Annotated in this window: 15 protein-coding genes and 1 other annotated feature (1 of these 16 cut by a window edge); of the genes, 13 read left to right on the top strand and 2 right to left on the bottom strand. The window is 34.0% G+C overall.

What is annotated here, in order from left to right; genetic code table 11:
- Positions 1-109 (top strand) — a sequence feature (ribosomal protein L20 leader region) (it extends 8 nt beyond the left edge of the window).
- Positions 110-146: 37 nt separating this feature from the next.
- The 13 genes from infC to ACTHPI_RS07130 all read left to right on the top strand — a co-directional run bounded on the left by infC (position 147) and on the right by ACTHPI_RS07130 (position 12,589).
- The gene (gene infC / locus ACTHPI_RS07190) at positions 147-668 is read left to right on the top strand and encodes a translation initiation factor IF-3 (protein ID WP_445353490.1); all 522 of its coding nucleotides are present in this window, start codon (positions 147-149) and stop codon (positions 666-668) included.
- A gap of 19 nt (positions 669-687) precedes the next feature.
- Positions 688-888, top strand: a complete 201-nt coding sequence (rpmI, locus tag ACTHPI_RS07185; RefSeq protein WP_144355552.1) for a 50S ribosomal protein L35 — start codon at positions 688-690, stop codon at positions 886-888.
- A 33-nt stretch (positions 889-921) separates the two neighbouring features.
- Positions 922-1,278 carry a 50S ribosomal protein L20 gene (rplT, locus tag ACTHPI_RS07180; protein WP_445353489.1) on the top strand — a complete coding sequence of 119 codons (357 nt, stop codon included), beginning with the start codon at positions 922-924 and terminating at the stop codon, positions 1,276-1,278.
- A gap of 110 nt (positions 1,279-1,388) precedes the next feature.
- Positions 1,389-1,913, top strand: a complete 525-nt coding sequence (locus ACTHPI_RS07175; protein ID WP_445353488.1) for a YqeG family HAD IIIA-type phosphatase — start codon at positions 1,389-1,391, stop codon at positions 1,911-1,913.
- Positions 1,906-3,015: a ribosome biogenesis GTPase YqeH gene (gene yqeH, locus ACTHPI_RS07170; RefSeq protein ID WP_445353487.1), complete on the top strand. Its 1,110-nt coding sequence runs from the start codon at positions 1,906-1,908 to the stop codon at positions 3,013-3,015. The genes ACTHPI_RS07175 and yqeH overlap by 8 nt, the downstream gene beginning before the upstream one ends.
- 9 nt (positions 3,016-3,024) lie before the next feature.
- Positions 3,025-3,651: a nicotinate-nucleotide adenylyltransferase gene (locus ACTHPI_RS07165; protein WP_445353486.1), complete on the top strand. Its 627-nt coding sequence runs from the start codon at positions 3,025-3,027 to the stop codon at positions 3,649-3,651.
- The gene (yqeK, locus tag ACTHPI_RS07160; protein WP_445353485.1) at positions 3,644-4,237 is read left to right on the top strand and encodes a bis(5'-nucleosyl)-tetraphosphatase (symmetrical) YqeK; all 594 of its coding nucleotides are present in this window, start codon (positions 3,644-3,646) and stop codon (positions 4,235-4,237) included. Before ACTHPI_RS07165 ends, yqeK begins: the two co-directional genes overlap by 8 nt.
- 12 nt (positions 4,238-4,249) lie before the next feature.
- Complete coding sequence (rsfS, locus tag ACTHPI_RS07155; RefSeq protein ID WP_445353484.1) at positions 4,250-4,597, top strand: ribosome silencing factor; 348 nt, start codon at positions 4,250-4,252, stop codon at positions 4,595-4,597.
- Positions 4,598-4,601: 4 nt separating this feature from the next.
- On the top strand, positions 4,602-5,753 hold the full coding sequence (locus ACTHPI_RS07150; protein WP_445353483.1) for a nucleotidyltransferase: 1,152 nt from the start codon (positions 4,602-4,604) through the stop codon (positions 5,751-5,753).
- 3 nt (positions 5,754-5,756) lie between these two features.
- Positions 5,757-6,314 (top strand): DUF177 domain-containing protein, encoded by a 558-nt coding sequence (locus ACTHPI_RS07145; RefSeq protein ID WP_445353482.1) that lies wholly within the window; start codon positions 5,757-5,759, stop codon positions 6,312-6,314.
- A 150-nt stretch (positions 6,315-6,464) separates the two neighbouring features.
- Positions 6,465-7,181, top strand: coding sequence for a response regulator transcription factor (locus ACTHPI_RS07140; RefSeq protein ID WP_445353481.1), 717 nt, complete (start codon positions 6,465-6,467; stop codon positions 7,179-7,181).
- Positions 7,159-8,724 carry a HAMP domain-containing sensor histidine kinase gene (locus tag ACTHPI_RS07135; protein ID WP_445353480.1) on the top strand — a complete coding sequence of 522 codons (1,566 nt, stop codon included), beginning with the start codon at positions 7,159-7,161 and terminating at the stop codon, positions 8,722-8,724. Before ACTHPI_RS07140 ends, ACTHPI_RS07135 begins: the two co-directional genes overlap by 23 nt.
- A 202-nt stretch (positions 8,725-8,926) precedes the next feature.
- Complete coding sequence (locus ACTHPI_RS07130) at positions 8,927-12,589, top strand: mucin-binding protein (RefSeq protein WP_445353479.1); 3,663 nt, start codon at positions 8,927-8,929, stop codon at positions 12,587-12,589.
- A gap of 51 nt (positions 12,590-12,640) precedes the next feature.
- Here the strand turns inward: ACTHPI_RS07130 and yidC are convergent, their stop codons facing one another.
- Together yidC and ACTHPI_RS07120 are read right to left on the bottom strand one after the other, a co-directional pair.
- Positions 12,641-13,612 (bottom strand): membrane protein insertase YidC, encoded by a 972-nt coding sequence (gene yidC, locus ACTHPI_RS07125; protein ID WP_445353478.1) that lies wholly within the window; start codon positions 13,610-13,612, stop codon positions 12,641-12,643.
- Between the two features lie 53 nt (positions 13,613-13,665).
- Positions 13,666-13,998, bottom strand: coding sequence for an acylphosphatase (locus tag ACTHPI_RS07120; RefSeq protein ID WP_445353477.1), 333 nt, complete (start codon positions 13,996-13,998; stop codon positions 13,666-13,668).
- Positions 13,999-14,055: the final 57 nt, after the last annotated feature.

The following is a 14,055-nucleotide window of genomic DNA, read 5'->3' as shown; positions in this document are numbered from 1 at the left end:
GAAGAAGCTCCCGCTTCTCGCCTAAGTTAAGTTAACCTCTAGGCTAATCGATAATTTCTGTTGATTAAGAGCGGGCGTTAAACTTATAAGCCTGCTCTTTTCTTGTCCTCAAATTAACACGGAGGTGAAGAGTCATACCAAGGAATTTGATTTTAAACGATAGAATTCGCGCACGTGAAGTTCGTTTAATTGATGAGAATGGCGAGCAAGTTGGTGTCATGACAAAGCAAGATGCACTTCAAAGAGCAAATGATGCAGATCTTGATTTAGTTTTGATTTCACCAAATGCTAAGCCACCAGTTGCCCGTATCATGGACTACGGTAAGTATCGCTTCGAACAACAAAAGAAGCTTAAAGAATCCCGTAAGAAATCTAAGACAGTTAGTGTCAAAGAAATTCGCTTAAGTCCAACTATTGAAGGTAACGACTTTGAAACTAAATTGAAGCATGTACAAAAGTTCCTTACTAAAGAAGGCGCTAAGGTTAGAGTTTCTATTCGTTTCAGAGGTCGTGCAATCACTCACAAGGAATTAGGCCAACAAGTACTTGAGAAGATGGCAGAAGCAACTTCCGACATTGCTAATGTAATTAGCAGACCTAAGATGGAAGGTCGCTCAATGTTCTTAATGCTTGCTCCTAAGAGTGAAAAGGACAAAAAGAAAAAGTAGTTAATTGGAGGAATTTATAATGCCTAAAATGAAAACACACCGCGCTTCAGCTAAGCGTTTCAAGAGAACTGCTAATGGTGGTTTGAAGCGTCACCACGCATTTACTGGTCACCGTTTCCACGGTAAGACTAAGAAGCAACGTCGTCACTTAAGAAAAGCTGCTATGGTTTCAGCAAGCGACATGAAACGCATTAAACAAATGGTTTCACAAATGCGTTAATTAAAGTACGAACGATAGTAGGAGGATTTTCTAATGCCAAGAGTTAAAGGTGGAACAGTAACACGTAGACGTCGTAAGAAGGTTATGAAGCTTGCCAAGGGTTACCGTGGCGCAAAGCACATGCAATTTAAAGCTGCAAGCACTCAATTGTTTGTATCTTACAGATATGCATTCCGCGACCGTCGTCGTCGCAAGAGCGAATTCAGAAAGTTATGGATTGCTCGTATCAATGCTGCAGCTCGTCAAAACGACATTTCTTACTCTAAGTTAATGCACGGCCTTAAGGTTGCTGGCGTTGACATGAACCGTAAGATGTTAGCTGACATTGCTTACAACGACTCAGAAACTTTTGCACAATTAGCAGAAACTGCTAAGAAGGCTTTGAACTAGTCTAAAAAAATTGACGCGCCCAAGTGACGCGTCTTTTTTTGTGCTAATTTTACTGATTTTTTGTTATTATATATTTACGGACTTTTGAATTGAAAGGGAAAAATTACTGAATGTTATTTCGACCAAAATATACAATTGATTCAATTTATCATTTAAAAATTGATGAATTGCAAAAATTAGGAATTAAAGCAGTTTTTTCTGACTTAGATAATACTTTGCTTGCTTGGAATAAATTTGAAACCGCTGAAGAGATGAATAAATTGAATCAGCGTCTTGCAAAGGCTAATATTAAATTAGTGGTTATTTCTAATAATAATGCTGAACGTGTTGGAAAAGTTTTAAATCCATATGGAATTGCTTTTGTAGCAAAATCACGTAAGCCTTTACCATTTGCAATTAATAAAGAGCGAGAAAAATTAAATTTAAAAAAGAATCAGATAATGATGGTCGGTGACCAGTTAATTACTGATATTCAAGCGGGAAATTTGGCCGGAGTTGAATCAGTTTTAGTTCAACCATTAGTTGAAACAGATAAGTGGAATACCCGTATTAATCGCTTTTTTGAGAAAATTATATTTTTCTTTTTGAACTTATCCCATCGTGTAACTTTTAAGGAGACATTAAAAAATGGCTGAAGATATAATTTGTATTGGATGTGGCTCAATTTTGCAGTCAACTGATCCAAAAAAGGCAGGTTATTTACCTGCTAGTGCATTAAAAAAAGCAGAAGAAGGTGAAGTTGAAGAAGTATATTGTCAACGTTGCTTCCGTTTGCGTCATTATAATGAAATTATGCCAGTAGATTTAAACAATGATGACTTTTTAGCACTGCTTAATTCATTAGCAACTAAAAAGGCATTAATTGTTAACGTTGTTGACTTGTTTGATTTTTCAAACTCTCTATTATCTTCTTTGAAAAGATTTGTAGGAGATAATGATTTTATTTTAGTTGGTAATAAGTTTGACCTGTTTCCAAAGAATACTCGTCAAAGTAAAATTAAAGATTGGATGAGACAAGAAGCTAATCGAATGGGACTTCATCCTAAAGAAATCTTTTTAATTAGTGCTGCTCGTCAAAAATATCTTGATGATTTGATTGAATATTTATATAAAGAGTCTCAAGATAAAGATATTTACTTTGTTGGAATGACTAATGTTGGAAAATCAACTTTGATTAATGCAATTATTGACAAGATGGGAGATGTTAAGAATTTAATCACAACTTCACGTTTTCCAGGTACAACTTTAGATAAAATTGAAATTCCACTTGATAATGGTCATTTCTTAATTGATACACCCGGAATTATGACAGCTAATCAATTAGCCACTCATATAAGTCCTAAAGATTTGGAAATTATTTCCCCTAAAAAACCACTTAAACCAGCAACTTATCAAATTAAGCCCGGCAATACTTTATTTTTAGGTGGACTTGGCAGAATTGACTTTTTAAAAGGTGAGCCAACAAGTTTTACAGTTTATACAGCACGTGGAATGTATGTGCACCGTACTAAGACTGAGAATGCAGATGCATTTTATGAAAAGCATTTAGGCGAAATGCTCACTCCTCCTACAGAAGGAGAAACAATTGCTCCACTTAAGGGACAAGAATTTAAAACTGAATATGATAGTGACTTGCTTTTTGGAGGAATAGGTTTTGTAAGAGTACCAAAAGGAAATTTGGTAAAGACTTATACTCCTGATAAAATTGGTTTAGGAATTCGTCATGCATTAATTTAGAGGTGTATTATGGCTAGTCCAAAATGTATTGAAAAAGCTGAAACTAAGTTACAAAAAAGTGAAATAAAGGGTCGTCAGATAGGTATAATGGGTGGGACTTTTAATCCTGTTCATATGGCACATTTGGTTGCTGCTGAACAAGCTTTAACAAAATTGCGCCTTGATGAAGTCTGGTTTATTCCTGATAATATTCCTCCTCATAAAGATGCACCTCTTACTTCCGCAAAAGATCGTGCATCAATGCTTGATTTAGCTACTAGAGATAATCCTCGTTTTCGAGTAAAACTTTTGGAACTATTTCGTGGTGGCGTTTCTTATACTGTTGATACTTTGAGATACTTGCGTGAAAAAGCACCTCAGAATGATTATTATTTGATTATGGGTAGTGACCAAGTGAATAGTTTTCACACATGGAAAGATGCCGGAGAAGTAGCCAAGATGGCAACTTTGGTTGGAATTAGACGTCCAGGTTATCCTCAAGATCCGCAATATCCGATGATTTGGGTAGATGCACCAGATATTCAATTAAGTTCTACCTATATTCGTCGTTCTGTTGCTACTGGAACTTCAATTAGATATCTTGTTCCTGAAAGTGTTCGTAAGTATATCATTGAAAAGGGGCTTTATCGTGACTGAGTTGTTTTTTAAAGAAACATATTCACCTTTATCAAGTAGTGAAATTATTGCTAAAGAAAAAGCAAATATGGACGAGAAGCGTTTTAAGCATTGTGTTCAAGTTAGTGAAACAGCTAGAAAATTAGCAAAGTTAAATAACTATGATGAAAATAAGGCTGCTCTTGCTGGTTTCATTCATGATTATGCTAAGCAGATTCCAATTGAAGAATATCGCAAAGTTATTCAAGAACAGGACTTTGATAAAGATTTGCTTAATTGGAATCGTGCAATTTGGCATGGTATTGTTGGAACTTATTTTATTAAGCGAGATTTAAAAATTACTGATCCAGAAATTTTGCAAGCAGTCTGGCGTCATACAACAGCTGATGTAGAAATGACTACTTTAGATAAAATTGTTTTTGTAGCAGATTTTATTGAGCCAGGACGTGATTTTCCAGGTGTAGAAAAAGCTCGTGAGATTAGTTATCGTAATTTAGATGATGGTGTGGGCTATGAATTAGCTCATACGTTAGAGTTTTTAATTGAAAATAGAAACAAAGTTTATCCATTAACATTATCTGCGTATAATGTATGGAGTGTTAAATAAAAGGAGAATTTGATGACAAGTAAAGAAGTTTTAGATTTTACAGCAAAGGCAATCAGTGACCGTCATGGTGAAAATACTGAAGCTTATGATATGCAAGGAATTAGTATTTTAGCTGATTATTATGTAGTTACAAGTGCAGGTTCTAATCGTCAACTTCATGCGATTGCTAATGCGATTATTGATGAAGCACATGAAAATGACTATACTGATTATCGTATTGAAGGTACTCGTGATTCTAATTGGCTTTTGATTGACCTTGGAGATGTTGTTGTAAATATTTTTACTGCTGATGCGCGTGATTTTTATAATTTAGAAAAATTATGGGCAAATGGTAAACGTGTTGAATTAAAGGAAGATTAATTCTATGGGTGCAGTTGGGATTATAGCAGAATACAATCCCTTTCACAGTGGACATGAGTTTTTAATGAATCAAGCGCGCCTTATAGCAGGAAATGATCCAATCATTGTCTTGATGTCTGGAAACTATGTCCAACGTGGAGAAATGGCGATTATGGATAAATGGAAGCGTGCTAAAGCAGCACTTAATTCTGGAGCGGACCTTGTGTTTGAAATGCCGTTTTCTACAGCTGTAGAACCTGCTGATTTGTTTTCACTTGGAAGCGTTGAACAACTAAAAAAATTAGGTGTGGAAAATCTAGTATTTGGTGTTGAAGACGCAAATTTAAATTTTGCATACTTAGGTAGTAAAATTGCCGAAATTCCACAAAATCATATGGATTTTAAAGATTATAGTCAAACTTATTCTACTCAATATAATCAAATGGTTGCTAGAGAAGTTGGGTATGAAGTTAATCAGCCAAATGCAATTTTAGGTTTAGCATATGCAGTAGCAAATTATAATTTAGGCTCACCTTTGACTTTGCATCCTGTTAATCGAATTGGAGCAGGACACGATGATTTGCTTAATAGAACTAAAGCAGTTCAAAGTGCAAGTGCAATTCGTAATCTTTTATTGCATGGTGAGGATAAAGAGCAGCTTAAAACATGGCTTCCTAAAATTGAAGCTGATGAATTAGCAAAGCAAGAAATTTATCCAAATTGGAATTTACTTTTTCCATTTTTAAAATATCGTCTTGAATCTTCTTCGGTTGAAGAATTGCGTAATATTTATCAAATGAGTGAAGGTCTTGAATATAAAATGAAGCAAGAAATTCATTTGGCGGAGAGTTTTACAGAATTTTTGCGTCATGTAAAATCTAAACGCTATACTTATTCAAGAATTAGAAGATTAAGCTTATATACTCTTTTGAATGTTACTCAAGATGATATGCTTGATAGTTTTAATGATCAATCATTGATGTTATTGGGATTCAGTAAGATTGGTCGAAAATATTTAAAAAACAATCGTAAAAATTTTGAAACGAAAATTGTTTCTAAAGTTGATAAACGCAGTGCAAAAAGCGGCTCACTTCATTTGCAAGTGAGAGTTGATCGATTTTTTGAACAATTTATGCATGTTGACCAGAACTTTGGTCGACGACCATTGGAGGTGTAAAAAATGCTTACATTAAGTTTTTCAAGTATTAAAAATAGTAAGGCTCCATTAACTCATATTGAACGTGATTTAGAAATGCGTCCTGAGTTTTTTGATAGGAGCACAGATTTACTTATTAAAGCTGAAAATGTTCATCTTGAAGGAGATCTCTTTTATGATGAACCCTATGTAATTGGTAATTTTCATGTGACAGCTGATTTAGTAGTTCCTTCTAGTCGAAGTTTAGCTCCAGTTAAATATCATGAAGATTTTCGTTTTACTGAAAATTATTCAGAAACAACACCAACTAAGCAAGAATTGGATGATAATTCAGATCCAATCGTTAAGGTTGAAGATGATAAAATTGACTTGCAAACAGCTGTTGAAGATAATATCTTGCTTCATATTCCTGTGACAATTTTGACTCCAGAAGAAGAGGAAAATGATATTTATCCAGAAGGTCAAGATTGGGAAGTTATTTCTGAGTCTGACTTTGAAGAAGGTAAGAAAAATCAAATAAATCCAGCTTTTGCTAAGCTTAAGGATATGTTTAAAGATCAAGATAAAAATAATGATAAATAGCCTTAAAGCAGTCAAAAAGAAATTTCCTTTTGATTGCTTTTTTAGCTTGTCTTAGAAGGCATTTTAAAGTATCCTTTAATTATAAAAACATTTTTTAATCTAATTTTTATAGGGTTAGATACAAATTTATTGACAAGGAACTAGATAAACATGGCAAAAATTCTGATTATTGAAGATGAAAAGAACTTAGCACGTTTTGTGGAACTTGAACTTCAACATGAAAGCTACGAAACAGTAGTTGAAAATAATGGTCGTAAAGGGTTAGAAGATGCATTAAAGGAAGACTTTGATGCAATTTTACTTGATTTAATGCTTCCTGACTTGAATGGTTTGGAAATTGCTCGTCGAGTTCGTCAAGTTAAGACTACTCCGATTATTATGATGACTGCACGAGATTCAGTTATTGACCGAGTTTCTGGACTTGATCATGGTGCAGATGACTATATTGTTAAGCCATTTGCAATTGAAGAACTTTTAGCACGATTGCGCGCTGTTCTTCGTCGAGTAAAAATTGAAAAAGATGCTTCTCGTGTGACTGTTGCTAAACAAAAAATCGTTAAGTTTAAGGATTTAACTATTGAAACTGCTAACAGAATCGTTCATCGCGGAGATGGTAAGGCAATTGACTTAACTAAGCGAGAATATAACTTGCTCATGACTTTAATTGAAAATAAAAATAATGTGGTTAGTCGTGATCAGCTTCTTAATAAAATTTGGGGTCCGGAATCAAACATTGAAACCAATGTTGTGGAAGTTTATGTTCGTTATTTGCGCAATAAAATTGACATTCCAGGCCGTCCATCATACATTAAAACCGTTCGTGGAACTGGTTATATGGTGAGAGATGAAGACGATGACCAAATCTAAGGGCAAAAAACATAAAGAGACCAAACATTCATCACTTATTGTAAGATGGGTCAGTGTCGTTACGTTGACGATTTTGGTCTCTTTTGTTGTATTTTCAGTGGTAGTTTATTCAATTGTAAGTCAGCAATCATTGAATCAGCAAGAAGAAGTTTCTAATAATGTAGTAGCAGCATTTGAAAGACGACTTGAAACAATTCCAGATGAATTACAGATTTCTAATGTAATTCCTTCATTAACACCTTCAACTAAGCGGATTCTACAAGGAAAACCTGCAATTAGTAGAGGTGATAACGTTAATAGTGCATTTAATGATGATTTATTATCTTCAGTAACTAATCCTGATATTAACGTTGCAGTTTATAATAAACATGATGAAGTAGTTTTTTCAAATGGAAATGCAGTACCAGAATTTCATAAATTTTCGGGAAGCTCGAAGGTTGTCAAAAAGCAAAATGGAAACAATATTAGGTTGATTACATATCATCGAGTAAAATCAACAACTAGTGGTAAAGTAATTGGCTATATTGTAGTTGCTAATCAAATGAATTACTATAATCGTCAGATGAAGAATTTGCTTCATTGGATGTTAATTATTTCTATAATTGCAGTAATTATTTTTTCAGCTATTGCTTACTTAGTGGTAAGGGATGTTGTTAAGCCAATCAAGGAAATGTCTGAAGTTGCCCGTGAAGTCAATGATGATCCTAATAGTTCTATGCGAATCAAAGAATTACATCGAAATGATGAGCTAGAAGAACTTGCAATTACTTTTAATGAAATGCTTGATAGAATGCAACGGTACATTGATCAGCAAAAAGAATTTGTGGGAGACGTTTCTCATGAATTAAGAACACCTGTTGCAGTAATTGAAGGGCATTTAAATATGTTAGAGCGTTGGGGAAAAGATGACCCGCAGATTTTGGATGAATCTATTAAAGCTTCTTTACAAGAAGCAGATAGAATGAAGCACCTTATTCAAGAGATGCTGGATTTGACACGAGCTGAACAGATTAATGTGCAGTATCCAAATGCAGTTACAAACGTTTATGAAGTCCTTAAGCGTGTAGTAAGTGATTTGGACTTAGTTCACCCTGATTTTAAAATTCGACTTGATATGGATGATTTACCAGCAAATACGGAAATTCAAATTTATCATGGACATTTAGAACAACTATTGGTAATTTTGATTGATAATGGTATTAAATATTCAACTGATCTTAAGCAAATTAATGTCTCTGCTGGAGTTAGTGATGATGAAGTTCATATCATTGTTCAAGATTTCGGTGAGGGAATTTCTAAAGAAGATCAAAAGAAAATCTTCAATCGTTTTTATCGAGTGGATAAAGCTCGTACCCGTGAAAAAGGTGGAAATGGTTTAGGATTATCAATTGCCCAGAAACTAGTTACTAGTTATCATGGATCAATTAGTGTTGAATCAGTTCAAGGACAAGGTAGTCAATTTAAGTTGAGCTTCCCAGTTCTTAGTGCAAAAGAAGCAGCTAGATTAAAAAAGCTCGATCAAAAAAGACAAGAAAAAAGGTAAATAAATAGGTTTTGAAAGTATTTTGGCTTTTGAAGCCTATTTTTTATTAGCTGTATTTTTTGAATGATAAATACAATTAATAAAGAAAAGCTTAAGAAAGGTAAATACTACTTCCATAAAGTGACATTATGTCATAATATATATTTATCGAATGACACAATGTCATAAATGAATGGATTTTTAATAGAATGAGGTAAAAAATATGGTTTCAAAGAATAATCGTTTAGAAAGAATTCGTAAAATAGAAGAAAAAACTGAGCGTCATGCAATTCGCAAACTCGCTGTAGGGGCCGCTTCAGTGCTGATAGGACTAGCCTTTTCTCATAATGGGGGGGGTAAGGCCCACCTAGTGGCTGCTTCTGAAATCAACGTAAGTGAGCATGTAACCGAGCAAAATACTTCATCTTCAAATGTTGAATTTTCTGAACCTAATGAAGCACAAACTGAAAATACTAATGAGCATGCTGATGCTCCTCCAGCTGTTGATGAGAGTTCAACTTTAAAACAAGAAAATACAGTTGCTCAAGAAAATCAAGTGACTCAAGAAAGTCAATCAGATAAAACAGAACAAGTTACTGAAGAAGTAGTTGATAATCCTGCAAGTAGTGCAAATACTATAGAAACCGAAAAAGCATCTGTTTCTGTAAGTGACCAAGTTGTGCAATCATCTTCACAAGCTCCAGCAATAGAAAATACTGAAAGTGTGAGTCAAACAGAGCAAGTTCTTCCTGTTCAAGTTGAAAGTAATACTTCAGTTGAAAACACAAGTCAAACTATAATTGCTGAAGAAAATTCACTCTCGCAAGAAGATTCTCAAACAAGTACAAAACAGGATCAAAAAGCACCTATTACAGAAGTTCCAGCAGTTTCTACTGAGAATTCGACTAAAATGTCTTATGATGAAGCTAAAGAGGAAGTTGACAAGGTTAACCAAGAAGTTAACAGTGAACTTAATAATATTTTAGATGAAGCTTCTAAAGTTGAAGGCGTTGTAATTGAAGTTAATAAAATTGACCCTGAAAAAGTTTTTAATACAACTGTAGCTGACATTAAAATTAATACAGAAAAGCTTAAAGAATATACAGAAGACCAAATTAGAGAAATTAGTAAAACTCTAAAAGAGTACCAAGATAAGCTAGCTCTTGCCGAAAATAAATATAACGAAGATATGGCTAAATATAATGAGGCAAAAGAAGCTTATATTGCAGAGCTTAAAAAGTTAGGCCTTTGGGATGATTCTCATACTGACCCAGGTGATTTATCTCAATCTTTGGTAATTGGTAAGGAAGAAAATGCTACAGTTTCGGCTGTAAGTAAGCACCCATCTGTAGTAGAGGGTTCTGGTAGTATATTAAATGGACTTTTAAATAATTTCTGGGAAGTAACAGTTCCAAATATTAATGGTGAATTTCTTGAAGTAACTTATAGTAATTTACAAAATTCAAGTTATGCGGATCAAAAAATTGGAAGTATAGTTATTACCTTCAGTGATTGGTCAAGTGATTATACAGGTAAACCTGCAGATAAAGGCGGAATTTATTTTGGTAATTGTCCAACAAATGGTTTCTTCTACAAAAATAGTAGTGGTGTAACCATGGATATGAAGCTATATAATTCTGCAGGTAAATTAATTAATTTAGCAGATAATTCAGCATTCATTACTATAGGCTCTTTAAATAGTATGGGTGAAGGTAATGATTATGTTGAAAAAGCTGAAATTATTAATGGAACTAATCATGGCGGTAGTGGTGTTGCCTTACCAGAATCTTCTGTAACTATTCACAAAGGTCCAAATGGGGATGTTTTATACTCAGATAAAAATAATGAAATTTTAAGTACTACAACTGCGCTTAAAAAGGAAGAAGCTATCAAAATCTGGGGTGAAGACATCGTCAACAAATATGGTTTGTGGGATGACTCAACTGATAGGAGTAAAGAAATCTTTGGTGCAGGGGTATTTAAAGTTCATGGTAATGGCATCAAAATTAGATTCAGCAATAAGTTAGGTTCTGCATGGGCAACTTATTCAACATCGATTCCGAAGTTAACTTTTGATATGGAAAAGCCTGTCTATGAAGCTCCAGATCCTATTGCAATTATTTACACTCCTGGGAAATTACAGTTAAATGCAAATGGAACTGTTCATATCCACTATGTTGATGTGCATGATAAGGCTCAAAGTGGTCAAACTAGTTTCGTTCCAGAAGATGGAATTCACTTAGATGATTACTTACAAAAGATTGAACATTTAGCAGTTGGTGATAATTATGAAAATGAATTATGGGACTACTTAAGTGCAAATTATATTTTAGCTACTGAGTCAGTTCATCCAGAAGCCACTAATGGTACAATTGCGGAAGGTGAGAAGCATGTGTATGTTTATTTGAAGCGTAAGACTGAAAGTACTAGTCGTGACAAAGTAGTTAACCAAACTATTAATTATATTTACGAAAACGGTACAACAGCTGCTCCAACTGTAAATAAGACCATTACATTTACTCAAACTGGTATCGTAGACTTAGTAACTGGCGAAATTACTTGGGATGGTGAATGGACTCCAACTCAAACTTTTGTAACTGTAGTCAGCCCAGACATTAAGGGCTACCATACTGATACTCCAGAGGTAGGGCCATATGACATCACAGTTACAAATGGCAATTATGATGATAGCTTAGACAAAGTAGATACTGTAGTCTACAAAACTAACGCTACTGAAACAATCAACCGTGATAAGGTAGTTAACCAAACAATCTACTACGTTTATGATGATGGTACAAAGGCTGCTGAAACTTACACAGTTCAAATCAAGTTTACTCAAACTGGTACTAAGGATTTAGTAACAGGTGAAGAGACTTGGGATGGTGAATGGACTCCAGAACAAAACTTTGTAATAGTGACAAGTCCGAAGATTGATGGTTATACTGCTAACAAAGCCGAAGTAGGTCCGTACAACATCAAAGTTACAAATGATAACTACAAGGATAATTTAGATAAAATTGATATTGTAGTTTACACTAAAAATGCGCCACAAACTGAAACTATTAGTCGCGATAAGTACGTAACTCAAACTATTCATTACATCTATGAAGATGGTACTGAAGCTGCGCCAACTGTAGTTAAAACGATTAAATTTACTCAAAGTGGTACTAAAAACTTAGCTACTGGCGAAGAAAATTGGAATGGTGAATGGACAGCAACTCAAACATTTGTAGTAGTGGTGAGTCCAAAGATTGATGGTTATACGGCGAATAGGTTAGAAGTAGGTCCATATGACATCACAGTTACAAACGATAATTACAATGATGATTTGAATAAAGATGACATTGTAATTTATAAGAAAGATGCAACTACTGAACCGGAAAAACCTACTGATCCAGAACCAACTCCAACACCAGATCCAGAACCAACACCAGAAACTCCAGCTGAGCCAGAAGAACCTGATACTTCAACAGTTCCAGAAGAACCAAAAGAAGATGATTCAGTAGATATTCCTCCAAAGGATGAAAGTTTAATTCCAGATGATTCAAATTCTTCAAACTCTTCAGATAAATCTGAAACTGAATACTTAGAATCAGAAGATGAAACAGCGCCTACAATTGAAAATCCAAAGAAATCAACTGTTAATGCTTCATCTCAATACTCCTCAGCTTATGTTAAAGAAGCTAAAAAGACATCAGAGTTAACTTCTGTATCAACTAAGAGTAGTATTGTTGAAAATAATTCTCATGATGTAGCTACAAATGAAGATACATTACCACAAACTGGTGCTGAAGAAACTAATAAAACAGGTTTAATGGGATTGCTTATTGCCTCCTTAGCATCTACACTTGGTCTTGCAATTGGTAAAAAACGTAAAAGAAATTAATTAAGATAAACGAAAAATCGTTAGAACTAAGTTCTAGCGATTTTTTAAATGCTATTTTTTGTTTTTATTTTGTTTACCTTGGTTACGTTTACGCAAGTCTTGATGTAATTCATGTGTTTTTTCATCATTGCCAGTAGTTGAACTGTGGCTACTAAATAAATCATCAATTTGCTTTTGTGTGACTACTTCAACTACAGGATTATCCTTTAATTCATTATTAATACGTTCCTTTTCACGAGGTTGAATAATGAAAGTTACAATTAATTGTTGGATAATCATTACAAAGTTACCTGCAGCCCAGTAAAGAGCTAAAGCTCCTGAGAATGATAAACTGAAGAATAAAGTCATGATTGGGTTCATAAACATCATTGACTGCATTGTCTTCTTTTGTTCTTGAGGAATACCGATTAATGAAATATAACCTTGAATTACAGCAAAAATAGTTGCGACAATTGCTAAGATAACTGACTTATCACTTAATGAAATTCCAAAGAATGTTGCATGTTTAAGAACTGCAGAGTATGCTACAGCTTGATAAATACCAATCATAATTGGCATTTGGATAACCAAAGGTAAACATCCAATTCCACCAGTTAAAGAAACATTATTCTTAGAATAAAGCTCACGTTGCCAAGTTGAAAGCTGCATTTGTTGTTCAGGAGTAATATTTTTATGTTTCATTGCTCCTTGAATGAGTTTCATTTGTGGTTGCAAGCGTGACATCTTTTCTTGTTGAGTAACACTCTTTTTTTGTTGGCTAAGCATTAAAGGCAAAAGAATAGTTCTTACGACGAGCGTAATAATTACAATTGCCCAACCAGCTCCATCAGCCCCACCAATTGCATGAGCTACTTGTAACATGATATTTTGAATTGGAAGACTGATATATTGGAAAATCCAACCATAAGGTCCACCATGAGGTGGAGTATTAGTATTAGGATTTCCACCTGAACAACCTGATAAAATAATCGTAATTACACTTAAAAGCGCAATTAGACTAGCATATTTACGAAATTTTTTCATTTTGAAATAAATCACCACTTATTTTCTATCTTAACTTAAAAAAATATTACTTCTTAATATATTACATGGAAGTCATGCATTTTTTCAACATTTTCCAGTCTTTTTAAGTCAATATTTGTAATTTTTGCAAAAGGAGATAGATTATTAGGTAAATCTTTCAAAAATTCGTCTACTTTTCCTTTATTTGCTTGTAAAATAATAGTTACAGTCATGTCTGGATTATTTTTTACTGTACCTTTGATTCCCATACCTTGGGCTAAAGTTTGTACACTCCATCTGAATCCAACTCCTTGAACAGTACCAGAAACAAGAGCTTTCCAAGTTTCAGCGACTTCACCAGTAGGTTTATGAGTTTCTTTTTTTATAAATTTATCAAATAAATTCATTGTTATTTCTCTTTTCTATTACAAATTTAAATTGTCTATGTTAATTTTATCTAATCT

The organism is Lactobacillus sp. PSON (genome assembly GCF_052615405.1).
Note: the sequence above shows the minus strand (reverse complement) of the source record. Positions and strands in the feature narration are given on the sequence as shown.